The organism is Hydrogenophaga sp. RAC07, assembly GCF_001713375.1.
In the GTDB taxonomy this organism is placed as follows: domain Bacteria; phylum Pseudomonadota; class Gammaproteobacteria; order Burkholderiales; family Burkholderiaceae_C; genus Hydrogenophaga.
Genome location: NZ_CP016449.1, coordinates 563,677 through 583,842 on the forward strand (window position 1 = coordinate 563,677; position 20,166 = coordinate 583,842).

The window sequence follows — 20,166 nt, forward strand, 5'->3', positions numbered from 1 at the left end:
CTAGGGCAGGCAGTGCTCTCGCTCGGCATCGCTGAGTGGTTCCAGCCAGCCCAGTTGTTGCTCCAGCACCGCCACCGTGGCTTCCGAGGCGTCGGCGCCACGCGCCTGGCGCGCGGTGATGCGCTCGCGCAGCACGGCCAGCGGTGCTTCGGTGGCGAGGATGTGGAACGGGCAGTTGACGGCGTTCGCCAGCGCGGCGAAGGCGTCGCGCTCGTGGCGGCGCAGGAAGGCCGCGTCCACCAGCACCGACCAGCCCGTTGCCAGCAGGTGCCGTGCCCGGTCCTGCAGGTGGGCATAGGTGTCGGTGTGGGCCTGCGGGCTGTACAGGCCGGTGTTCAGGCCCGAGCCGCTGGCCTGGGTGGCGCTCAGGCCGTGCAGTCGTTTGCGCTCCACGTCGGAGCGCAGGCGGATCGCGCGTCCGCTGGTCTCCCCCTGCAACCAGCGGCTGGAGGCCCATGTCTTGCCGCTGCCCGACAGACCGTGGGTGATGACGAGTTGTGGCGCGGGTGGCTGCGCAATGCGTTGGGCCAGTGCGGTGTAAGCACGCGCCTCGCTCAGTGAGGTGGCCACGCTGGCGCCCATTTGCTGGCTGCGGATCACCGCCACCTTGGCGCGCACCAGCGCGCGGTAGACCGCGAAGAACGGCACCACGTCGGGCGCGGTGGTGTCGCCGCTGGCATCCAGCCAGTCGCTCAGCAGACCGTTGGCCAGGCCAGGCTGGCCGTGGTCGAGCAGGTCCATCCAGACAAAAGCCATGTCGCTGGCCACGTCGATCCAGCGCAACGCGTCGTTGAACTCGATGCCGTCAAACGGCACGACCTCGTTGCCGATGAGCACGAGGTTGGCCAGGTGCAGGTCGCCATGGCCTTCCCGCACGCGGCCTTCGCACAAGCGCTGCGTGAGCAGCGGAGCCCATTGCGAAAAGCGGGATTCGGTCCAGCGGCTGAGCTGGTCGATCTCCGCGGCATCCGTGGCGTCGTTCAGGCCGCTGCGCAAGGTGGTGAGGTTGTCGCGCGCAAACGCCAGCACATCGTTGGCGTGTCCCCAGGGGCCATCGGGTGCAGCGACCGCAGCCACGGCCTGGAATGCAGCCATGCGTTGCGCCAGCGAGCTGAGGTGCTCGGGCTTCAAGGCACCGCGCGCGCAGAGGTGATCCAGCCGCAGGTCTTCGCTGAAGCGGCGCATGTGCACTGCCCATTCGATGGCGTTGTTGTCGTCTTCGCCCGGCGTGCCCCAGCGGGGCTGGTCGGCCGTCCCCACGATGGGCAGGGCCTGGAGGTACAGATGTGACGCCGGATCGGCGGTCTCGAAGCGCCGGTTGAGCCGCACCTCGGCCTGGCAGGCCGCCCGGCGCAGGGCCAGGGTGCCGAAGTCCATGAAGGGCAGTCTCACGGGCTTCTTGATCTTCCAGGCGTGTTCACCCGCGAGCAGCACCCACGCACCGTGGGTCTCCATGAGCTCCACCGGCGCCGCCGCGTGCGGGTAGCGCGCGGGGTCCCGCAGGGCCTTGATCAGGGCGGGCAGGGCATGTGCCATGCCGCTCAGCTGCAGCTCACGCTCCCGCAGCCGCTCATGCTGGCCGGGCGCACGCGGTGGGGGTCGGCCAGGGTTTCGGTGGCGGTGTCGAAGCCCACCGACTGCAGGTGCAGGGCCAGGCCCGCGTCCATGCTGGCGGCGTGTTGGGGAAACCATTCGGCCAGCGCCTCGGCCATGCGGGTGATGATCCCGGCGTCGCCCTGCCGGTGGTGCACCTCCACGGCCCGCATGGTCTCCAGAATCGTCGCGTGGTGGGCAGCGTGGCAGTTGTCGGGCGCGAAGCCGCTGGCCAGCATCCAGCGCTCTTCCTGCGCGAAGTGCTCCACCGTGTGGGCCAGAAAGGCCTGGTACAGCGGCAGCTGCAGATGGGCGGGGGTGGTCAGCAGCTGGTTGAGCTGCTCCACGAACTCGGCGTGGGTGAGGTCCATGCGGTCGTCGCCCACCGACAGGGCGGATGACCATGGCAGGGTGGGGGTGGCGTGGGCTGTGGTTTCCATGGGTGCGACTCTAGCGTCGGCACGCCGGTCGGGTCTTGATGCACGTCAAGGCCCCGGGAACCCTGGCGCTCCGGGCGTGTCAGAGGGCCATGAAGCCACTCAACCTTGTCAAGACCGTGAGCCTGGTGGTCGCCTTCTGTCTGCCTTTGTCGGTGCTGGGCGCCGAGCTGGTGCGTTGGACCGACGACGGTGGCCGCGTGCACTACGGGGTGATGGCCGATGTGCCGCAGCGCTACACCAGTCGCGCCGAGCCCGCCGGGGCACCGCTGCCACCCGGCACCACAGCCTGTGAGGCGCGCTGGCACCGGTACGCTGCCAGTGCCGCGTGTTTTGACCAGTACCGGCTGGTGGGTGGTGGCCTCAAGCCCGAGGCCTTTCAGCGCTGCACCGAAGTGCCGCAGCCCGACTGCAACTGACTCAGGCCAGCCGCTGGCGGTGACGCGCGATCTGGTGCAGCACCTGCGCCGGTGCCGTGCCGCCGAGCGTGTTGCGCGCGTTGAGGCTGCCGCGCAGGCTGAGGCACTCGTACACGTCTTTCTCGATCGATGCATTGAAGCCCTGCAACACCGCCAGGGGCAATTCGGACAGGTCGCAGTTGTGCGACACCGCGGCCTTGACCGCGTGGGCCACGGTCTCGTGGGCATCGCGGAACGGCAGACCCTTCTTCACCAGGTAGTCGGCCAGGTCGGTGGCGGTGGCGTAACCCTTCTTGGCGGCTTCTTCCATGGCCACGGCGTTGACCGTGATGCCGCCTTCCTTGACGCCGGTGGCCGGGTTCAGCTGGCCACCCACCATCTCCACGAAGATGCGCAGTGTGTCTTTCAAGGTGTCCACCGTGTCGAACAGCGGCTCCTTGTCTTCCTGGTTGTCCTTGTTGTAGGCCAGCGGCTGACCTTTCATGAGCGTGATCAGGCCCATGAGGTGGCCGACCACGCGGCCGGTCTTGCCGCGCGCGAGTTCGGGCACGTCGGGATTTTTCTTCTGCGGCATGATCGACGAGCCGGTGGTGAAGCGGTCGGCGATCTTCACGAAGCCGAAGTTCTGGCTCATCCACAAAATCAGCTCTTCGCTGAAGCGGCTGATGTGCACCATGCACAGCGAAGCCGCGGCGGTGAATTCAATCGCGAAGTCGCGGTCGCTCACACCGTCCAGGCTGTTCTGGCACACCTGGGGTTCACCACGCTCGTCCACCATGCCCAGGCTGCGCGCCACGCGCTCGCGGTCCAGCGGGTAGGTGGTGCCGGCCAACGCGGCCGAGCCCAGCGGCAGGCGGTTGGTGCGGCGGCGCACGTCGACCATGCGCTCGGCGTCGCGCGAAAACATTTCCACATAGGCCAGCAGGTGGTGCGCAAAGCTCACGGGTTGAGCCACCTGCAGGTGGGTGAAGCCCGGCAGGATCACGTCCACGTTCTTCTCTGCCACGTCCACCAGCGCGCCCTGCAATTCGCCCAGCAACGGGATGATGAGGTCGATCTCGCTGCGCAGCCACAGGCGCACGTCGGTGGCCACCTGGTCGTTGCGGCTGCGGCCGGTGTGCAGGCGTTTGCCGGCGTCACCCACCAGCTGTGTCAGGCGGGCCTCGATGTTGAGGTGCACGTCTTCGAGGTCGAGCTTCCATTCGAAGTTGCCGGCTTCGATTTCCGACGTGATCTGCGCCATGCCTTGCTGGATGGACGCCAGGTCGGCCGCGCCGATGATGCCTTGCGCGGCCAGCATCTCGGCGTGCGCGAGGCTGCCTGCAATGTCGGCTTGCCAGAGGCGTTTGTCGAAGAAGACGCTGGCGGTGTAGCGCTTGACCAACTCGCTCATGGGCTCCGAGAATAGGGCGGACCAGGCTTCGGATTTTTTGTCGAATTGGTTGGTGGACATGGTGTTGCCAGCGGCTTGGAGAAAACAGAAGAAGCGGAAGACCGCAGAACGAGGGGCGACAACAGAAGGTCGAAGGACCTTTCGATCGAGGTGCCGCGCAGTTTCGAAGCGCCGGGCCCGGACCCGCGCACAATCCCACGTCAAACGACCCGAGCATTGATGCACGCCCCATGAAAGACTCCCGAATTTTATCGACCTTCCAGGATCTGCCCAGCACCCTGGGCACGCAGTCGCTCGAAGAGATGCCGGAGCACGTGCGTGCGCGGGACCGCGTGTTCGACACTTGCCAGGTCGGCGTGGTGCTGCGCGCGGTGCTGTTCGTGCAGGCCATCGTGGCGGTGGCCGCCATCTTCGGCGCGGAGCACCCGGTGGGCTGGATCACCCAGATGGCGGTGCTCACCGGCGCCGCCTTGCCGGCGGTGCTGGCCTGGTTGTTGTGTGTCTGCGCGCTCAAGCGCAAGCTCGGGCGCATGGAAGTGCAAGCCCAATGGGCCTCGGGTGTGGGGCTTGGCGTGCTGGCAGGTCTCTACGGTTGCGGCCTGCTGGTGCTCATGGGCCTGGCCAATCCGGCGCCCTGGGTGGCCAGCGGGGCCTCGGGCGCATTGGTGGCCGCGGTGCTCGTGGGTGCGCTGGTCTGGCGCGCCAAGGCCCGCATGCCGGCGGGCACCACGGCGCGCCTGGCCGAGCTGCAGGCGCGCATCCGTCCGCACTTTCTGTTCAACACGCTCAACAGCGCCATCGCGCTGGTGCGCGAGGAGCCTGCCAAGGCCGAAAACCTGCTGGAAGACCTGAGTGAGTTGTTCCGGCACGCCCTGGCCGATGCGCAGGAAGCCGTGCCGCTTTGGCAGGAGCTGGAGCTGGCCGAGCACTACCTGGCCATCGAGCAGGTGCGCTTCGGCGACCGCCTCAAGGTGGAGTGGAGCGTGGACGACTCGGCCTCCAAGGCCAAATTGCCCCCCCTGATCCTGCAGCCGCTGGTGGAGAATGCGGTGAAACACGGTGTGGAGCCCAGTCCCTCGGGCGCGGTGGTGCGCATCAGCACCCAGCGGCGCGGCAGTCTGGTGGTGATCAAGGTGACCAACACGGTGCCGGCGGGCAGCGGACGGCGCGGCAACGGCCTCGCGCTGGACAATGTTCGGCAGCGTCTGGCGCTGCTGCACGACGTGCAGGGGCGCTTCCAGAGCGCCTTGGTCAACGGGGTGTTTCAGGTTCGCCTTGAAATACCGGTATAAGCGGGTTATTGAACCGGTCTGGCTTTGGAGCGTGACATGACACTGAAGGTACTGATCGTTGACGATGAAGCGCTTGCCCGTTCGCGGCTGCGCACGCTGCTGGGTGAATGCAGCGAGCCGCGCGTGGACGTGGTGGGTGAGGCGGGCAACGCGGTGCAGGCGATGGAGCAGATCCAGCGCACCGGTTGTGACCTCGTGCTGCTGGACATCCACATGCCCGGCGTGGACGGCATGGCGCTGGCCAAAACCCTGCGCGAGCTGGCGGCGCCGCCGGCGGTGGTGTTCATCACCGCCTACGCCGAACACGCGGTGCAGGCCTTCGAGCTGGAGGCGGTGGATTACCTGACCAAGCCGGTGCGCCGTGAACGCCTGCAGCAGGCCCTGCAGAAGGTGCAGCGCCTGCGCGCTGAAGCGGCGGTGGACGTGGGCCTGCCCGAGAGCCTGATCATCCAGGAACGCGGCCGCAGCGAACGCGTGGCCCTGGCCGATGTGATCTACCTCAAGGCCGAGCTGAAATACATCACCGTGCGCACCGCCGACAAGGAACACATCTTTGACGGCGCGTTGAGCGATCTGGAGCAGCGCTACGCCCACCTGTTCGTGCGTGTGCACCGCAACGCGCTGGTGTCGCGCCGTGCCGTGCGCGCGGTGGAAAAGCACAACGACCCGGTCGAGGGTGAAGGCTGGACGGTGCGGCTCGATGGTGTCGAGGAACGCCTGGCCGTCTCGCGCCGCCAACTCGCGGCGGTGCGCGAAGCCCTGGTCGGCTGACCTGTCGCCGCTGGCCCTTCACACGCCCGTGTGGCGCATCAACACCTCGGACCAGGCAGCGAACTTGCGGTCAAAACTCCAACTGGCATTGGCCGGGCTGGTGGATGGCAGCTTGTAGACCGGCACACCCAGCTGCTCGGTGTGTTTCGCGTGGCGAAAGCTCTCACCGCCGTTGTGCGCGATGGCTTCAAGCCGCGGGCATGAGCGCTGCACCCACGCAAAATCGTTGACCTCGGCGTTGCGGATGTTCGCGTCCAGGCTGCCCTCGCGTTCACAGGCGCCGTACACGTCCCACACACCCAGTCCGCGCTCGTGCAAGACGGCCACGCGCTCGGCGTAAGCCATGGCCGGCAAGGGCAACTGCCACAACGCACCCAGGATCTTCCAGAAGTGGTTTTGCGGATGGCCGTAGTACTGCCGGGCCCGCAACGAGGCCGCGCCCGGAAAGCTGCCCAGCACCAGCACGCGCGTGTGGGCGTCCAGCACCGGCGCCAGGCCCAGCAGCCGGCTCATGGTTTGGCCAGCAGCGCCGCCAGCCGGGGCAGGGCGGCCACGGCGTTGGCGGTGGTGGCCTGCATCAAGTCATCGACCGGCATGCCACGCAATTCGGCCACCACCGCGCCGATGCGTGGCAACTCGGCGGGGCTGTTGACGCCCTGTGCCTGTCCGGCCGCCCGCTGGGCCGCAGTGGCGTAGAGCCAGTGCGGCGGGATGTCGGGCGCGTCGGTTTCCAGCACCAGCGCCGACAGCGGCAAGTCGGCGGCGAGGCGGCGCAACTGCCGCGCGGGCTCGAACGTGGCCGCGCCCCCCAGGCCGAGCTTGAAGCCGAGGCCCAGAAAGGCCTGCGCTTGTTGATCGCTGCCGTTGAATGCGTGTGCGATGCCGCCGCCCGTGGGCAGCGCGCGCAGGTGCTTGAGCAACTGGTCGGCGCTGCGCCGCACATGCACGATCACCGGCAACGCGTGCTGGCGTGCCAGCCGCAGTTGCGCACGGTAAAAAAAGGCCTGGCGCTCGCGCATCCCGGGCGTGCACAGCGCGGGCACGAAGTAGTCAAGACCGATCTCGCCCACGGCCACCAGGCGGGGGTCGTCGCGGTGTTCGGTGAGTGCGGCGTCGAGCGCGTCGAGGTCGGTCTCTCGCGCCTGCGGCACATACAAAGGGTGGATGCCCAGGGCGTAGGCGTCGCCGGTGCGGTGCGCGAGCTGGCGCACGGTGTCGAAGTTGCTGCGCTCCACCGCCGGGATCACGCACAGGCCCACGCCCAGCGCAGAGGCGCGTTCGCGCAGGCTCAGCGCGAGCGCGTGGTCGGCGCCGAACTCGGGCGCGTCCAGATGGCAGTGAGAGTCGATCCACATGGCGGTATAAGGATCGATTGTGCCGGCATGCTTCCCTCGCGCCGGCGCCCCACCCGAAAGGACCCACCCATGTCACGCCTCTCCTGGTTCGCCGTCCCCCTGCTGCTCTCGCTCACGGCCTGCGCCTTGCCGGGGGCACCCGGCGCCGCCCCGCTGGTGGGCAGCGAATGGCGGCTGGAAGACCTGGGCGGGCGCGGCGTGCTCGATCGCGTTCAGGCCACGCTCGCATTTCCCGAAGCCGGTCGCGTGACCGGCAACAGTTCGTGCAACCGTTTCTTTGGCTCCTACACGCTGATGCAGGACCGCATTGCGCTGGGGCAGCTGGCTGGCACACGCATGGCGTGCGCGCCGGCGGTGGACGAGCAGGAAACGCGCTACCTCGATGCCTTGCAGAAGGCGCAGCGGCTGGAGGTGCGGGGCACGACCATGTTGATGCATGTGCAGGGGCTGGAGAAACCTCTGCGCTTCACAAGAACCAAGCCGTGAGCCTCCGCGCTCCGCGGCTGCGCGGGTTGCTGCCCGGCGGCGGATCGCCTTAAGTCAGCACACCTGTGGTCAAGCGCAGCACGCGGTTGCAGCGCGCGGCCAGCGTTTCGTCGTGGGTGACGACGATGAAGGCCGTGCCCTGATCGCGCGCCAGTTCCAGCATGAGCTGGAACACACCCTCGGCGGTGTTGCGGTCGAGGTTGCCCGTGGGCTCGTCGGCCAGCACGCAGGCGGGTTGCGTGACCAGCGCTCGCGCGATCGCCACGCGCTGGCGCTCGCCGCCCGAAAGCTCGGCCGGCCGATGGCCCAGGCGCTCGGCCAGGCCCACGCGGGTGAGGATCTTGCGGGCCTGCTCGGCCGCCTCGCTGCGCGGCTGGCGGCGGATCCACAAGGGCATGGCCACGTTGTCGCGCGCGCTGAACTCGGGCAGCAGGTGGTGGAACTGGTAGACGAAACCGAGGTGCTGGTTGCGCAGCACGCCCTGCTGCGTGGCGCTCAGGCCCGACATGGTTTGCCCCATGAGCTGCACGCTGCCGCTGGTGGGCGCGTCCAGGCCGCCGAGCAGGTGCAGCAAGGTGCTCTTGCCCGAGCCCGAAGCCCCGACGATGGCCACGGTTTCGCCCGCGCGCACGGTGAGGTCCACGCCCGTGAGCACGGTGACGTCGAGCCGGCCTTCGGTGAAGCGTTTGGTGAGGCCCGTGGCCTGGAGTACTGCTTGTGTCATAGGGGTTTCGCCGCCGGGCCGCCCCAAGGCGAAACACGCCCCCTCGGGGGGCAGCGACCCGCGCAGCGGCGGAGCGTGGGGGTCATGATGTCACTCATAGCGGAGGGCTTCGGCAGGGTTGACGCGGCTTGCGCGCCAGCTCGGGTAAATGGTGGCCAGGAACGACAGGATCAGCGAGATCACCGCCACCGGCAGGATGTCGGCCTGTTGCGGGTCGCTGGGCATGCGGCTGATGAGGTAGATGTCTTGCGGCAGGAAGCTTGCGCCCAGCAGTCGCTCGAGTGCCGGCACCAGGGTGTCGATGTTGAAGGCGATGCCCAGGCCGAGCAGCAGGCCCGCACCCGTGCCGATCACGCCCACCATGGCACCTTGCACCATGAACACGCCCATGATGCTTTGCGGGCTCGCGCCCAGCGTGCGCAGGATGGCGATGTCGGCGCGTTTGTCCGTCACCGTCATCACCAGCGTGGACACGAGGTTGAACGCCGCCACCGCCACGATGAGCGTGAGGATGATGAACATCATGCGTTTTTCCAGCTGCACGGCCGCGAACCAGGTGCGGTTCTGGCGCGTCCAGTCGCGCACCAGCAGGCCGGGGTCGAGGTCGGCGGCGATGGACACGGCCACCTCGCGTGCGGCGTGCAGGTCCTTGATCTTCACGCGCACGCCGGTGGGGCCTTCGACGCGGAAGATGCGCGCGGCGTCTTCCTGGTGCAGCAGGGCCAGCGCCGAGTCGTATTCGTAGTGGCCCGAATCAAACGTGCCCACCACCGTCATTTGCCGGATGCGCGGCACCACGCCGGCCGGGGTCACCTGGCCGCTGGGGGCAATGAGCGTGACGCTGTCACCCGCGATCACGCCCAGGCTGCGCGCGAGTTCACCGCCCAGGATCACACCGAATTCACCGGACACGAGGCGCGGCAGCACCGTGTCGGCCAGCTGGGCTGCGAGATCCGTGACCTTGGGCTCGAGCGCCGGGTCGATGCCGCGCACCAGGGCACCTTTCATGTCTTCACCGCGCGCGATCAGCGCCTGCGCACCCACGAAGGGTGCAGCGCCCACCACTTCAGGATGGCGCTCGATCTTCGCCAGCGTGTCGGCGAGGTTGGGAATGGCCTGCCCTGAGGGCTCGAACACCTCGATGTGCGAGAGCACACCGAGCATGCGGTCGCGCACTTCCTTCTGGAAGCCGTTCATGACCGATAGCACGATGATGAGTGCGGCCACACCCAGCGCAATGCCCAGCATGGACACGCCCGAGATGAAGGAGATGAAGCCGTTGCGCCGGGTGGCGCGGCCGGCGCGCGTGTAGCGCCAGCCGAGAATGAGTTCGTAGGGAGTTTGCATGTGAGGTCCAGCGGGCATTGTGGCATCCCCGACAATCGCGTCATGCCCGCTCCCCACATGGCCTCTGAGCCTGCCACTCACCTGCTGGTTCCCTTTGCCAGCGCCAGCGACCCCGCCTGCCGGGCTCTCATGCCGGGCTTGCAGCTGCCCCACCTCACCGCCTTGCTGGCCGAGCTGCAGCCAGCTCACACCGATGCCGGCACCGACCACAGCCTGAGTGCGCCGCACGAACGAGCCTTGGCGCAGGCCATTGGCCTGGTGCGTGCCGACGGCTCGTCCTACCCCGACGGGCTCCTGCCGTGGGCGGCTGCGCAGAGCGACACACCCGAGCTGCCGCAAGCCTGGTTCACGCCCTGTCACTTTCAGGTCGGCATGGAGCAGGTGACGCTGCTGCCCGGCGACCAGTTGGGGCTGACCGACGAACACGCGCGCCCGCTGTTCGATGCGCTCGCGCCCTACTGCGCGGAAGACGGCATCACGCTGCGATACGAGTCCGCCGCGCGCTGGCACGCCAGCGGCGAGGTGCTGCGCGGCATCGCCTGCGCCAGCCTGGACCGCGTGGGCGGCCGCTCCGTGGAGGCCTGGATGACCGACAGCACGGCCAACCCTGTTGGTGGGCAATTGCTCAAGCGCCTGCAGAGCGAAGCGCAGATGCTGTTCTACACACACCCTGCACACGACGCGCGCGAAGAACTGCGCCTGCACCCGGTCAACGGGTTCTGGCTCAGTGGCGCGGGCGCCATCGACCACACGACAACGCTGCGGTCGCCGCCGGTGATGCCCGACGCACTGCGCAGCGCTGCCCTGCAGGCCGACTGGGCGCGCTGGAAAGACGCCTGGACAGCCCTGGACAACGGCGACCTCCAGGACCTGCTGGAACGCGTGCGCCGTGGCGAGCCGGTCACACTCACGCTGTGCGGCGAGCGCATGGCGCAGCGCTTCACCAACGCCCCGCGCGGCGCCGTGGCGCGCGCCAGCCGCCTCATCAAGCATCTGCTGGGCAACGCCCCGGCCTGGAAAACCCTGGAAACCCTATGAAGATCATCACCCGCGACGTGCCTCCCCGCGCCGCCTGGGCGCTGGAGCAAGGCGGCCTGCACCCCTTGCTGGCGCGTCTGTTTGCAGCGCGCGGCATCACCAGCACCGACGAACTCGACGACGCGCTCGCCCGCCTGATCCCGCCTTCGCAGATGCTGGGCGCACAAGACGCCGCGCGTGCCCTGGCCGACGCCATGGCGGCGAACCAGGCGATCTGCATCGTGGCCGATTACGACTGCGACGGCGCCACCGCCTGCGCGGTCGGCTTGCGCGGCCTGCGCCTGCTGGGCGCACCCATGGGATTCGACCGCGTGAACTACCTCGTGCCCGACCGCGTGACCGACGGCTACGGCCTCACGCCGTCGATCTCGAAGCGCGTGAAGGCGCAAGGCGCCGACGTGCTGGTGACGGTGGACAACGGCATTGCCAGTGTGGAGGGTGTGCGCGCGGCGCGCGACCTCGGCCTGCAGGTCGTCGTGACCGACCACCACCTGCCCGCCATCAAGGACGGTGAGGTGGTGTTGCCGCAGGACTGCATCATCGTGAACCCGAACCAGCCGGGCTGCAGCTTCGAGAGCAAGTCCATCGCGGGCGTCGGCGTGATGTTCTATGTGTTGCTGGCGCTGCGCGCCGAGCTGCGCGAGCGCGGTGTGTTCAATGCGCAAACCCAGCCCAAGATCGATGCCCTGCTGCCGCTGGTGGCCCTGGGCACCGTGGCCGACGTGGTCAAGCTCGACGCCAACAACCGCCGCCTGGTCGCGCAGGGTTTGAAGCGTGTGCGCGCCGGCGCCATGCCGCCGGGCATGACGGCCTTGTTCAACGTGGCTGCGCGCAAGCCCGAGGCGGCCACGGGCTTCGACTTCGGCTTTGCACTCGGCCCGCGCCTGAACGCGGCCGGGCGCCTGGCCGACATGACGCTGGGCATCGAGTGCCTGACCACCGACGACGCCTTGCGCGCCGACGAACTGGCGCGCACGCTGGACGGCATCAACCGCGAGCGCAAGGCGATCGAGGGCGACATGCGCGACCAGGCCTTGCAGATGGCCGAAGAGATGTTCGACGAATCCGAGGAGCCGCCGCCGGCGCTCATCGTGTTCGACCCGGATTTTCACGAAGGTGTGGTGGGTATCGTGGCCTCACGCCTCAAGGACAAGCTGCACCGCCCCACCTTTGTGTTTGCTGCGAGCGGCGCCGAGGGCAAGGAGAACGAGCTCAAGGGCTCGGGCCGTTCGATTGCGGGCTTTCACCTGCGCGACGCGCTGGACCTGGTGGCCAAGCGCCACCCGGGCGTGTTGTTGCGTTTTGGTGGTCACGCCATGGCCGCGGGTTGCACCATCGACGAAGAGCATCTGGAGACGTTCGAAGCGGCGCTGCAGCAGGTGGCCCACGAGTGGCTGGACGCGGCCACGCTGCAACGCCGCATGGAGGCCGATGGTGCGCTGGACACGAAGTACCGTCGCGCCGATCTGGTGGACACGCTGCACAAGGAGGTGTGGGGCCAGGGGTTTGCGCCGCCGGTGTTTTGTGAAGAGGTGCAGGTGGTGTCGCAGCGGCTGGTGGGCGAGAAGCATCTTGCGTTGAAGCTCAAGCACCAGGGTGAACCGGTGGACGGCATCTGGTTTGGTCACACCGAGCCTTTGCCAGAGCGCGTGAAAATTGCGTTTCGTCTGGATGCGGATGAGTGGCAGGGGCAGCGGCGGGTCCGGTTTTTGGTGGAGGCGGCTGAGGTTTGATTGTTCGCTCCACCTTTTTCGCGGGCTCGTTGCACCGGTGCGCTCTGCTCCGCGAATGTCCCCCGGCGGCTGGTGCCGCCCCCTCCTTTATTTCGCTGCGCAGAGCGCACCGGCGCAACGAGCTGACAACGGGTAGGCGCACCAATGTTTCGAGCACCAATCCTGTTGCGTGAGCGGGGTGGCCGACGCAGCGAAGTAAAGGAGGAGGGGCCGCAGGCCCCGGGGGACATTCGCGGAGTCGGCCACCCGGTTCACGCAACAGGAGCCGCCGGAGACAACCAACCCCTCAGCGTGCCCATAATGATTTCCCGAGCAAGAGACCTGAAGAACATGCAATACCCAACTGGAAACCCCACGTGAAGGCCGGCGCCAACGCCGCAGCGCTCAAGCGGCGCACTCCGCAAACACTGCCCGAGGTCACGATCTCCGAAGACAGCGAAGTGCGCTTCCTGCACCTGGGAACCGAATGGATCCAGGGCTCCATGCTGCTGGATGCACCGTTCGACATCGAGCTCGACTACGTTCAACGCATGATGGCCTGGCTGCTGTTCGTGGAGCCCGACTCGGTCGGCAAACGCCGCGCCCTGCAGCTCGGCCTGGGGTCCGCCGCGCTCACCAAGTTCTGTTTCAAGAAACTGCGCATGGACACCACCGCCATCGAGATCAACCCGCAGGTCGTGACCGTGTGCCGCAGCTGGTTCAAGCTGCCCGCCGATGGCCCCAAGCTGCGCGTGGTGCTCGCCGACGCGGGGGAAGAGATCCGCCGTGCCGACCACCTGGGCGCCTACGACGCGCTGCAGGTGGACCTGTACGACCACGAAGCCGCCGCGCCCGTGCTCGACAGCCCCGACTTTTACGCCGACTGCCGCAACGCGCTGACCGACGACGGTTGCCTCACCGTCAACCTGTTTGGCCGCGATGCGAGCTACGAGCGCTCGCTGCAAAGTCTGTGCGCCGCCTTTGGTGACGACGCCGTGTGGGCCTTCAAGCCCACGCGCGAGGGCAACACCGTGGTGCTCGCCCAGCGCACGCCCCACCGGCCCACGCGCATGCAGTTGCTGGCCCGGGCCGAGGCTGTGCAGGAACGCTGGGGCCTGCCCGCTGTGAAGTGGATGAAGCTGTTCAAACCGGTGGCCTGACAAACGCAGAGACACGCATGAAACACCCGAACAAGACCCCTGGCGCCATCGATCCCGTCGGTCCGCTTGACTGGCGCACGCTGGTGCAGTGGTTGCTGGACGATGGTGTGATCAGCGGTGCCGAGGCCGAGCGCACGGTGGCGCGCTGCGCTTCGGCGCACAGCGCGCAGCACCCGCTGCAGCGCCTGTCGGTGGTGGCCATGGCGCGCAAGGCCGACAGCCATGTGCTCGACGTGGAGATGCTCACCCAGTGGTTGGCCAAGCGCAGCGGGCTGGAGTACATGCGCATCGATCCGCTCAAGGTCGATGTGGGCAAGGTGGCGGATGTGATGAGCGCGGCCTATGCCGAGCGCCACAAGGTGTTGCCGGTGCAGGTGAGCCCGACCGAGGTGGTGGTGGCCACGGCCGAGCCCTTTGTTCGCGACTGGGTGCCCGAGGTGGAGCGCCAGACGCGGCGCAGCGTGCGTCTGGTGCTGGCCAGCCCGCAGGCCATCAACAGTTTCACCGCCGAGTTTTTTGCGCTGGCCAAGTCGGTGCGCGCGGCCAGCAAGAGTGGTGGTGGCAGCGGCGGTTTCGGCAGCTTCGAACAACTGGTCGAGCTGGGCAAGGCCAACAAACAGCTCGACGCCAACGACCAGGGTGTCGTGCAGGTGGTGGACTGGTTGTGGCAGTACGCCTTTGACCAGCGCGCCAGCGACATCCACCTGGAGCCGCGGCGCGAGCAGGGCGTGATCCGTTTCCGCATCGACGGCGTGCTGCACCCGGTCTACCAGATGCCGATCGGGGTGCTCACCGCCATGACGGCGCGCATCAAACTGCTCGGGCGCATGGACGTGGTGGAACGCCGCCGCCCGCAGGACGGCCGCATCAAGACGCTGCGCCCCGGGGTCGCGGGTGCGCGGGGTGAAGAGGTGGAGATGCGCCTGTCCACGCTGCCCACGGCGTTTGGTGAAAAACTCGTCATGCGCATCTTCGACCCCGAGTCGACCGTGAAGGACCTGAGCGCGCTGGGCTTTGCCGCGCACGATGCGCTGCGCTGGGAGGCGCTGACCAAACACCCGCACGGCATCGTGCTCGTGACCGGGCCCACCGGCTCGGGCAAGACCACCACGCTCTACGCCACGCTCAAGCGCCTGGCCACCGAGGAGGTCAACGTGAGCACGGTGGAAGATCCGATCGAGATGATCGAGCCGGCCTTCAACCAGACCCAGGTGCAGACCCACCTCGATCTGGACTTTGCGCAGGGCCTGCGCGCGCTCATGCGGCAGGACCCGGACATCATCATGGTGGGCGAGGTGCGCGACCTCGCCACCGCCGAAATGGCCGTGCAGGCCGCGCTCACCGGGCACCTGGTGTTCACCACGCTGCACACCAACGACGCACCCTCGGCCATCATGCGGTTGATGGAGCTGGGCATTCCGCCCTACCTCATCAACGCCACCGTGCTGGGTGTGCTCGCGCAGCGCCTGGTGCGCACGCTCTGCCCGGCCTGCAAGACGCAGCAGGACAAGGCCACAGCCGCCACCTCGCGCGAGTCGCTGGCCGAACTGGTCAAGCCGTGGCAGATCAGCGGCAGCTACCGGCCCTACGAGCCCGTGGGCTGTGTCGATTGCCGCATGACCGGTTTTCGCGGTCGCATGGGGCTGTACGAGCTGCTCACGGTCACCGAATCGTTCAAGGACAAGGTCAGCCGCGAACCGCGCCTGGACGTGTTGCGCAAGCAGGCCGTGGCCGACGGCATGCGCCCGCTGCGCCTGGCCGGCGCCATGCGCGTGGCCGAGGGCCTGACCACCATGGACGAGGTGCTGGCCTGCACGCCACCCGTCCAGTGAGGTCGTCCACGGGCGTCAGTCGTGGCCGAGGCCGTGTCTGAACTGCTCGGCGGCGTCGATCAAATCCCACAATTCGTGCCCCAGCGCATCGGCGTCGATGTCGATGTCCACCACGCGCTGGTACACCGCCGCGTTTTCGGCGGGCTCGATGCCCAGGCGGTCGCTGTCGGCCAGGCGTGTGTTGGCCAGCAGCAAGGCCTCGCACAGGGCCGCGCGCGGTCCGCTGTGGCGGGGCAGGGTGCAGAGGTGCGCCTGCATCACCAGCGTGGGTTCACCGTCGCGCGGGCGCAGCACGACCTGCGTGTCGTTCACGCGCAGCACGGTCGGTCCTTTGGGCGATTCGGTGAAGGTCTTGAGCAGGGTGTTGATGTGATCGGTGTTGCGAATGCGGTGTTCTGAAGGCATGGGCAGTCCCTGTGAAACATGGGCGGTGCAGCCGGACGCATGGCGTCGGGCAGGCTGTTCCAAAGGTTAGGGAGTTGCCGGCCGCGTGGATCGGCGGGCATGACTTCATCAGCGTGAAGTCATGCGTGCGACACGAGCGCCTGCGGGATCGGCGTGAGGCCGGCCCTGTGGTCTGACCGGTTGTTGCCCCATGCCGATAATCGAGCGATGCGCGCCGCCCCCACCCCTCACCTCGCCACCGGATTGATGCTCGCGGCCGCCGGCTCTATCGCGTTCAGTGGCAAGGCCATCATCGTGAAACTGGCGTACCGCCACGGTGTGGACGCGGTCACGCTGATCATGTACCGCATGCTGTTTGCGCTGCCGCTGTTTCTGGCGCTGGCGTGGTGGGCCACCTACCGGCAGGCTGGCGGACGCAAGCCACCGCTTTCGCGAGACGACTGGCTGGGCATCGTGGGCTTGGGCTTCACCGGTTATTACCTCGCCAGCTTTCTGGATTTCTGGGGCTTGCAGTACATCACCGCCAGCCTGGAGCGGCTCATCCTGTACCTCAACCCCACGCTGGTGCTGGTGCTGGGCTGGGTGCTCTACAAGCGCCGCATCACGCGCCTGCAGGCGCTGGCCATGGCCGTGAGTTATGGCGGTGTGCTGGTGGTGTTCGGACACGAGGCCGGCCTGCAGGGGCCCGACGCGTTGCTGGGTGCAGCGCTGGTGTTCGGCAGTGCCATCAGCTACGCGATCTACCTGGTCTACAGCGGTGAACTCGTGCAGCGCCTGGGCTCGCTGCGGCTGGTGGGCCTGGCCACCAGCGTGGCTTGCGTGTTGTGTCTGGTGCAGTTCGTGTTGTTGCGGCCCATGAGCGCCGCGCTGGTGGCGCCCGAGGTGATCTGGCTCTCGGTGCTCAACGCCACGCTGTGCACCTTTGCGCCGGTGCTCATGGTGATGATGGCGATCGAGCGCATCGGCTCGGGGCTGGCGGCGCAAACCGGCATGGTCGGCCCCATGTCGACCATCGTCATGGGTGTGGTGATTCTGGGTGAGCCGTTCAACGGCTGGATCGTGGTGGGCACGGTGCTCGTGCTCTCGGGTGTGTTTCTGGTGACGCGCTTCGGCCGCGCCAATTGATTTTTTTTTCAGGAGACTTTTCATGGATCTGGGTATCAAGGGCAAATGGGCGCTGGTGTGTGGCGCGAGCAAGGGCCTGGGGCTGGGCTGCGCGCAGGCGCTGGCGGCCGAGGGCGCGCACGTGGTGATGGTGGCGCGCGGCGCGCGCGACCTGGAAGCCGCCGGGCAGGCGCTGCAAGCCGCGGTGCCGGGCGTGACGGTGCTCACCGTGGCGGCCGACATCACCACGCCTGAGGGTCGCGCGGCGGCGCTGTCGGTGGCGGGTGGTCCCGGCACGGCGTTCGACATCGTGGTCAACAACGCGGGCGGCCCGCCCCCCGGCGACTTCCGCGCCTGGGACCGCGACGTGTGGATCAAGGCCATCGACGCCAACATGCTCACGCCCATCGAGCTCATCAAGGCCACGGTGGACGGCATGGCGCAGCGCGGCTTTGGTCGCATCGTCAACATCACCTCGGGCGCGGTGAAGGCACCGATCGACATCCTGGGGCTGTCCAACGGTGCGCGCAGTGGCCTGACGGGTTTTGTGGCCGGCGTTGCGCGCAGCCCGCTGGCCGCGCAAGGCGTGACAGTCAACAACCTCCTGCCCGGCGCCTTCGACACCGACCGCCTCAAGACCACGCTGGCCGGCGCCGCCGAAAAGACGGGCCAGTCGGTGGACGCCATTGCCGACGCGCGCCGCAAAGGCATTCCGGCCAAACGCTTCGGCACCTCGGAAGAATTCGGTGCGATCTGCGCGTTCCTCTGCAGCGTGCACGCGGGCTACATCACCGGTCAGAACGTGCTGGCCGATGGTGGGGCCTACCCGGGCACGTTCTGAGGATTGCGATCCGGCGCCGGGCCGCCCCAAGCCGGATCAGCCCCCTCGGGGGGCAGCGGACCTCGCGAAGCGGGGGAGCGTGGGGGCACTAGCGCCGTGACGACACCAGAATCCCGCCCACGATCAGCACAAAGCCGGCCAGGTGGTAGAGCTGGGGCGGCTCGCGCAGCAGCGTGGCCGACATCAGCGCGGCGAACAGCGGCGTGAGGTTGGAAAACACGCTGGCCGTGGCCGGGCCCACGCGGGCCACGGCCGCGCCCCAGCTGCGGTAGGCCAGCAGCGACGGGCCCACCGCCACGAACACCAGGCCGGCCACCAGCGGCCAACCCCATTGAATGGCGCTTTCGCCCGCTGGCAACGCGGGCATGGTGAGCCATTCCCCGCCGGTGAAGGCGGCCGACCAGAGCAGACCGAAGACCATCTGGGCCAGCAGGAAGGCGGCCCAGTCGGCCTTGATGGCCGCGGGCTCGTTGGCCGGTGGGCGCGCCAGCAGCCAGCTGTACCAGGCCCAGGCCAGCGCGGCCAGCAGCACCAGCAGATCGCCCGGCACCAGCTGCACCGACAGCAAGCCACCCAGATCTCCACGTGCGATCACCACCACCACGCCGCAGAGCGACATCAGCGCCCCCAGCGCCGCGCGCCGCGAAATGGGCACGTCGTAGAACACGCGCCCCATGATCAGCATCCACACCGGAATGCTCGACGCCACCAGCGTCACGTTGAGCGGCGTGGAGGTCTTCAGGGCCATGTACTGCAGCGAGTTGTACATGCCCACCCCCAGCAGGCCGAGCAAGGCAAAGCGCCGCCAATGCGTCCACAGGCCACTGCCCGGGCGCAACACCCAGCCCGCCACCGGCAGCAGCATGACCATGGCCAGCACCCAGCGCAGGAAATTCAGCGTGACCGGCGGCACCACGCCCTGCATGAGGCGACCCACCACGGCGTTGCCCGCCCACATGAGCGGCGGGATCAGCAACAGGGCGATGGTGGCGGGGGTGAGGCGGTGCGGGGGCGAAGCAGACATCGGCTGGACTGTAGCAACACCCACATGCCCGGTCGGGCCATGGGGGCGCTGGCCTGTCGCCCTGGCGATGCCCCGCATTCGTGGCAGCATTCGCAGGGTTTGATTCCACAACGAGGAGACCTCCCATGAGCACACAAGAATCGCGCGCCGTCCGCATCCACGCCGCCGGTGGCCCCGAGCAACTGGTCATCGACACCGTGAGCGTGGGCGATCCCGGCCCGGGCCAGGTGCGCATCCGCCACCACGCCATCGGCCTGAACTACATCGACGTGTACCAGCGCAGCGGCTTGTACCCGTTTCCCATGCCGCTCGCGCTGGGCATGGAAGGTGCCGGTGTGATCGAGGCGGTGGGCGAGGGTGTGACACACCTCAAGGCGGGCGACCGCGCCGCCTACGCGGCCAACCCGCCGGGCAGCTACTGCGATGTGCGCGTGATGCCGGCCATGAACGTGTGCCAGCTGCCCGATGCGATCGACTTCGAGACCGGTGCGGCCATGATGCTCAAGGGCCTGACCGCGCAGTACCTGCTCAAGCGCTGCAAGCCGGTGGAAGGTCTGGAGGCCGGTGATTTCGTGCTGTTCCACGCCGCGGCCGGTGGTGTGGGCCTGATCGCCTGCCAGTGGGCCAGGGCGCTGGGCCTGCAGCTGATCGGCACGGCGGGCTCGGACGACAAATGCAAGCTGGCGCTGGAGCACGGCGCCAGCCACGCCATCAACTACCGCACCGAAGACTTTGCCGCGCGTGTGAAGGAGATCACCAACGGCCAGGGCGTGAAGGTGGTCTACGACTCGGTGGGCAAGGACACGTTCGAAAAGTCACTCGACTGCCTGCGCCCCTTTGGCCTCATGGCCAGCTTCGGCAATGCGTCCGGTCCGGTGGCGCCGTTCGCACCCGGCATCCTGGGCCCCAAGGGTTCGCTCTACATGACGCGCCAGACCCTGTTCTCGCACATCACCAGCCGCGAGCGCACCCAGGCGATGGCCGACGATCTGTTTGCGGTGGTCGAAGCCGGTCAGGTGAAGATCCGCATCGACCAGCGTTTTGCGCTGACCGATGTGCGCAAGGCGCATGAGAGTCTGGAGGCTCGTTCGACCACGGGTTGCACGGTTTTGCTGCCCTGAGTCTTTTCGTGCCTGCGTGGTTGGTTGCCTTGGAACATGGGGTAACCGACTCCGCGAATGTCCCCCGCCGGCTGGTGCCGGCTCCTCCTTTGTTTCGCTGCGTCGGTTACCC

20 protein-coding genes are annotated in these 20,166 nt (G+C 67.9%); 11 read left to right on the forward strand and 9 right to left on the reverse strand.

All coding sequences use genetic code 11. The annotated features are described in order from the left end of the window. Together BSY239_RS02645 and BSY239_RS02650 are read right to left on the reverse strand one after the other, a co-directional pair. A complete protein-coding gene (locus BSY239_RS02645; protein WP_069045468.1) occupies positions 1-1,536 on the reverse strand; it encodes a bifunctional aminoglycoside phosphotransferase/ATP-binding protein in 1,536 nt (511 codons plus the stop codon). A 5-nt stretch (positions 1,537-1,541) separates the two neighbouring features. After that, positions 1,542-2,033: a hemerythrin domain-containing protein gene (locus BSY239_RS02650; RefSeq protein ID WP_069045469.1), complete on the reverse strand. Its 492-nt coding sequence runs from the start codon at positions 2,031-2,033 to the stop codon at positions 1,542-1,544. 89 nt (positions 2,034-2,122) lie between these two features. Between BSY239_RS02650 and BSY239_RS02655 the strand changes: the two genes are divergently transcribed. Next, the gene (locus BSY239_RS02655; RefSeq protein WP_069045470.1) at positions 2,123-2,449 is read left to right on the forward strand and encodes a DUF4124 domain-containing protein; all 327 of its coding nucleotides are present in this window, start codon (positions 2,123-2,125) and stop codon (positions 2,447-2,449) included. A gap of 1 nt (position 2,450) precedes the next feature. Here BSY239_RS02655 and argH read toward each other — a convergent pair whose 3' ends face one another. Beyond that, positions 2,451-3,902: an argininosuccinate lyase gene (gene argH / locus BSY239_RS02660; RefSeq protein WP_069045471.1), complete on the reverse strand. Its 1,452-nt coding sequence runs from the start codon at positions 3,900-3,902 to the stop codon at positions 2,451-2,453. Positions 3,903-4,072: 170 nt separating this feature from the next. Between argH and BSY239_RS02665 the strand changes: the two genes are divergently transcribed. Both BSY239_RS02665 and BSY239_RS02670 read left to right on the forward strand, forming a co-directional pair. Then, the gene (locus tag BSY239_RS02665) at positions 4,073-5,134 is read left to right on the forward strand and encodes a sensor histidine kinase (protein WP_069045472.1); all 1,062 of its coding nucleotides are present in this window, start codon (positions 4,073-4,075) and stop codon (positions 5,132-5,134) included. 36 nt (positions 5,135-5,170) lie between these two features. Further along, positions 5,171-5,905 (forward strand): LytR/AlgR family response regulator transcription factor, encoded by a 735-nt coding sequence (locus BSY239_RS02670; protein WP_069045473.1) that lies wholly within the window; start codon positions 5,171-5,173, stop codon positions 5,903-5,905. A gap of 18 nt (positions 5,906-5,923) precedes the next feature. Here BSY239_RS02670 and BSY239_RS02675 read toward each other — a convergent pair whose 3' ends face one another. Both BSY239_RS02675 and BSY239_RS02680 read right to left on the reverse strand, forming a co-directional pair. Then, entirely contained in the window at positions 5,924-6,418 is a 495-nt protein-coding gene (locus BSY239_RS02675; RefSeq protein WP_069045474.1) for a DNA-deoxyinosine glycosylase, read from the reverse strand. After that, positions 6,415-7,260, reverse strand: a complete 846-nt coding sequence (locus tag BSY239_RS02680; protein WP_069045475.1) for a TatD family hydrolase — start codon at positions 7,258-7,260, stop codon at positions 6,415-6,417. Before BSY239_RS02680 ends, BSY239_RS02675 begins: the two co-directional genes overlap by 4 nt. A gap of 69 nt (positions 7,261-7,329) precedes the next feature. Here BSY239_RS02680 and BSY239_RS02685 point away from each other — a divergent pair, with 69 nt between their 5' ends. Next, positions 7,330-7,746, forward strand: a complete 417-nt coding sequence (locus tag BSY239_RS02685; protein ID WP_069045476.1) for an META domain-containing protein — start codon at positions 7,330-7,332, stop codon at positions 7,744-7,746. 49 nt (positions 7,747-7,795) lie between these two features. On the opposite strand, the gene lolD is transcribed toward BSY239_RS02685, so the two are convergent. Both lolD and BSY239_RS02695 read right to left on the reverse strand, forming a co-directional pair. Then, positions 7,796-8,470 (reverse strand): lipoprotein-releasing ABC transporter ATP-binding protein LolD, encoded by a 675-nt coding sequence (gene lolD / locus BSY239_RS02690; RefSeq protein ID WP_069045477.1) that lies wholly within the window; start codon positions 8,468-8,470, stop codon positions 7,796-7,798. 90 nt (positions 8,471-8,560) lie between these two features. Further along, on the reverse strand, positions 8,561-9,817 hold the full coding sequence (locus BSY239_RS02695; RefSeq protein WP_069045478.1) for a lipoprotein-releasing ABC transporter permease subunit: 1,257 nt from the start codon (positions 9,815-9,817) through the stop codon (positions 8,561-8,563). A gap of 42 nt (positions 9,818-9,859) precedes the next feature. On the opposite strand from BSY239_RS02695, the gene BSY239_RS02700 reads away from it, so the two are divergent. From BSY239_RS02700 to BSY239_RS02715, 4 genes are all read left to right on the forward strand, one after another. Further along, on the forward strand, positions 9,860-10,855 hold the full coding sequence (locus BSY239_RS02700) for a hypothetical protein (RefSeq protein ID WP_069045479.1): 996 nt from the start codon (positions 9,860-9,862) through the stop codon (positions 10,853-10,855). Beyond that, positions 10,852-12,588, forward strand: coding sequence for a single-stranded-DNA-specific exonuclease RecJ (gene recJ / locus BSY239_RS02705; RefSeq protein WP_069045480.1), 1,737 nt, complete (start codon positions 10,852-10,854; stop codon positions 12,586-12,588). Before BSY239_RS02700 ends, recJ begins: the two co-directional genes overlap by 4 nt. A gap of 356 nt (positions 12,589-12,944) precedes the next feature. After that, a complete protein-coding gene (locus BSY239_RS02710; RefSeq protein ID WP_069045481.1) occupies positions 12,945-13,727 on the forward strand; it encodes a spermidine synthase in 783 nt (260 codons plus the stop codon). Positions 13,728-13,744: 17 nt separating this feature from the next. After that, positions 13,745-15,559: a GspE/PulE family protein gene (locus BSY239_RS02715; RefSeq protein ID WP_069045482.1), complete on the forward strand. Its 1,815-nt coding sequence runs from the start codon at positions 13,745-13,747 to the stop codon at positions 15,557-15,559. A gap of 15 nt (positions 15,560-15,574) precedes the next feature. Here BSY239_RS02715 and BSY239_RS02720 read toward each other — a convergent pair whose 3' ends face one another. Then, positions 15,575-15,964, reverse strand: a complete 390-nt coding sequence (locus BSY239_RS02720) for a type III secretion system chaperone (RefSeq protein WP_069045483.1) — start codon at positions 15,962-15,964, stop codon at positions 15,575-15,577. A 207-nt stretch (positions 15,965-16,171) separates the two neighbouring features. Here BSY239_RS02720 and BSY239_RS02725 point away from each other — a divergent pair, with 207 nt between their 5' ends. Both BSY239_RS02725 and BSY239_RS02730 read left to right on the forward strand, forming a co-directional pair. Continuing rightward, a complete protein-coding gene (locus BSY239_RS02725; protein WP_069045484.1) occupies positions 16,172-17,089 on the forward strand; it encodes a DMT family transporter in 918 nt (305 codons plus the stop codon). Between the two features lie 22 nt (positions 17,090-17,111). Next, entirely contained in the window at positions 17,112-17,909 is a 798-nt protein-coding gene (locus tag BSY239_RS02730) for an SDR family oxidoreductase (RefSeq protein ID WP_069045485.1), read from the forward strand. A gap of 88 nt (positions 17,910-17,997) precedes the next feature. On the opposite strand, the gene BSY239_RS02735 is transcribed toward BSY239_RS02730, so the two are convergent. After that, complete coding sequence (locus BSY239_RS02735; protein WP_069045486.1) at positions 17,998-18,933, reverse strand: DMT family transporter; 936 nt, start codon at positions 18,931-18,933, stop codon at positions 17,998-18,000. Between the two features lie 125 nt (positions 18,934-19,058). On the opposite strand from BSY239_RS02735, the gene BSY239_RS02740 reads away from it, so the two are divergent. Beyond that, entirely contained in the window at positions 19,059-20,054 is a 996-nt protein-coding gene (locus BSY239_RS02740) for a quinone oxidoreductase family protein (protein ID WP_069045487.1), read from the forward strand. The last annotated feature ends 112 nt before the right edge of the window (positions 20,055-20,166 follow it).

Coding starts and splice junctions, on each gene's coding strand:
- BSY239_RS02645 (WP_069045468.1), bottom strand. CDS start 1,536: ATGGCACATGCCCTGCCCGCCCTGATCAAGGCCCTGCGGGACCCCGCG.
- BSY239_RS02650 (WP_069045469.1), bottom strand. CDS start 2,033: ATGGAAACCACAGCCCACGCCACCCCCACCCTGCCATGGTCATCCGCC.
- BSY239_RS02655 (WP_069045470.1), top strand. CDS start 2,123: ATGAAGCCACTCAACCTTGTCAAGACCGTGAGCCTGGTGGTCGCCTTC.
- argH (WP_069045471.1), bottom strand. CDS start 3,902: ATGTCCACCAACCAATTCGACAAAAAATCCGAAGCCTGGTCCGCCCTA.
- BSY239_RS02665 (WP_069045472.1), top strand. CDS start 4,073: ATGAAAGACTCCCGAATTTTATCGACCTTCCAGGATCTGCCCAGCACC.
- BSY239_RS02670 (WP_069045473.1), top strand. CDS start 5,171: ATGACACTGAAGGTACTGATCGTTGACGATGAAGCGCTTGCCCGTTCG.
- BSY239_RS02675 (WP_069045474.1), bottom strand. CDS start 6,418: ATGAGCCGGCTGCTGGGCCTGGCGCCGGTGCTGGACGCCCACACGCGC.
- BSY239_RS02680 (WP_069045475.1), bottom strand. CDS start 7,260: ATGTGGATCGACTCTCACTGCCATCTGGACGCGCCCGAGTTCGGCGCC.
- BSY239_RS02685 (WP_069045476.1), top strand. CDS start 7,330: ATGTCACGCCTCTCCTGGTTCGCCGTCCCCCTGCTGCTCTCGCTCACG.
- lolD (WP_069045477.1), bottom strand. CDS start 8,470: ATGACACAAGCAGTACTCCAGGCCACGGGCCTCACCAAACGCTTCACC.
- BSY239_RS02695 (WP_069045478.1), bottom strand. CDS start 9,817: ATGCAAACTCCCTACGAACTCATTCTCGGCTGGCGCTACACGCGCGCC.
- BSY239_RS02700 (WP_069045479.1), top strand. CDS start 9,860: ATGCCCGCTCCCCACATGGCCTCTGAGCCTGCCACTCACCTGCTGGTT.
- recJ (WP_069045480.1), top strand. CDS start 10,852: ATGAAGATCATCACCCGCGACGTGCCTCCCCGCGCCGCCTGGGCGCTG.
- BSY239_RS02715 (WP_069045482.1), top strand. CDS start 13,745: ATGAAACACCCGAACAAGACCCCTGGCGCCATCGATCCCGTCGGTCCG.
- BSY239_RS02720 (WP_069045483.1), bottom strand. CDS start 15,964: ATGCCTTCAGAACACCGCATTCGCAACACCGATCACATCAACACCCTG.
- BSY239_RS02725 (WP_069045484.1), top strand. CDS start 16,172: ATGCGCGCCGCCCCCACCCCTCACCTCGCCACCGGATTGATGCTCGCG.
- BSY239_RS02730 (WP_069045485.1), top strand. CDS start 17,112: ATGGATCTGGGTATCAAGGGCAAATGGGCGCTGGTGTGTGGCGCGAGC.
- BSY239_RS02735 (WP_069045486.1), bottom strand. CDS start 18,933: ATGTCTGCTTCGCCCCCGCACCGCCTCACCCCCGCCACCATCGCCCTG.
- BSY239_RS02740 (WP_069045487.1), top strand. CDS start 19,059: ATGAGCACACAAGAATCGCGCGCCGTCCGCATCCACGCCGCCGGTGGC.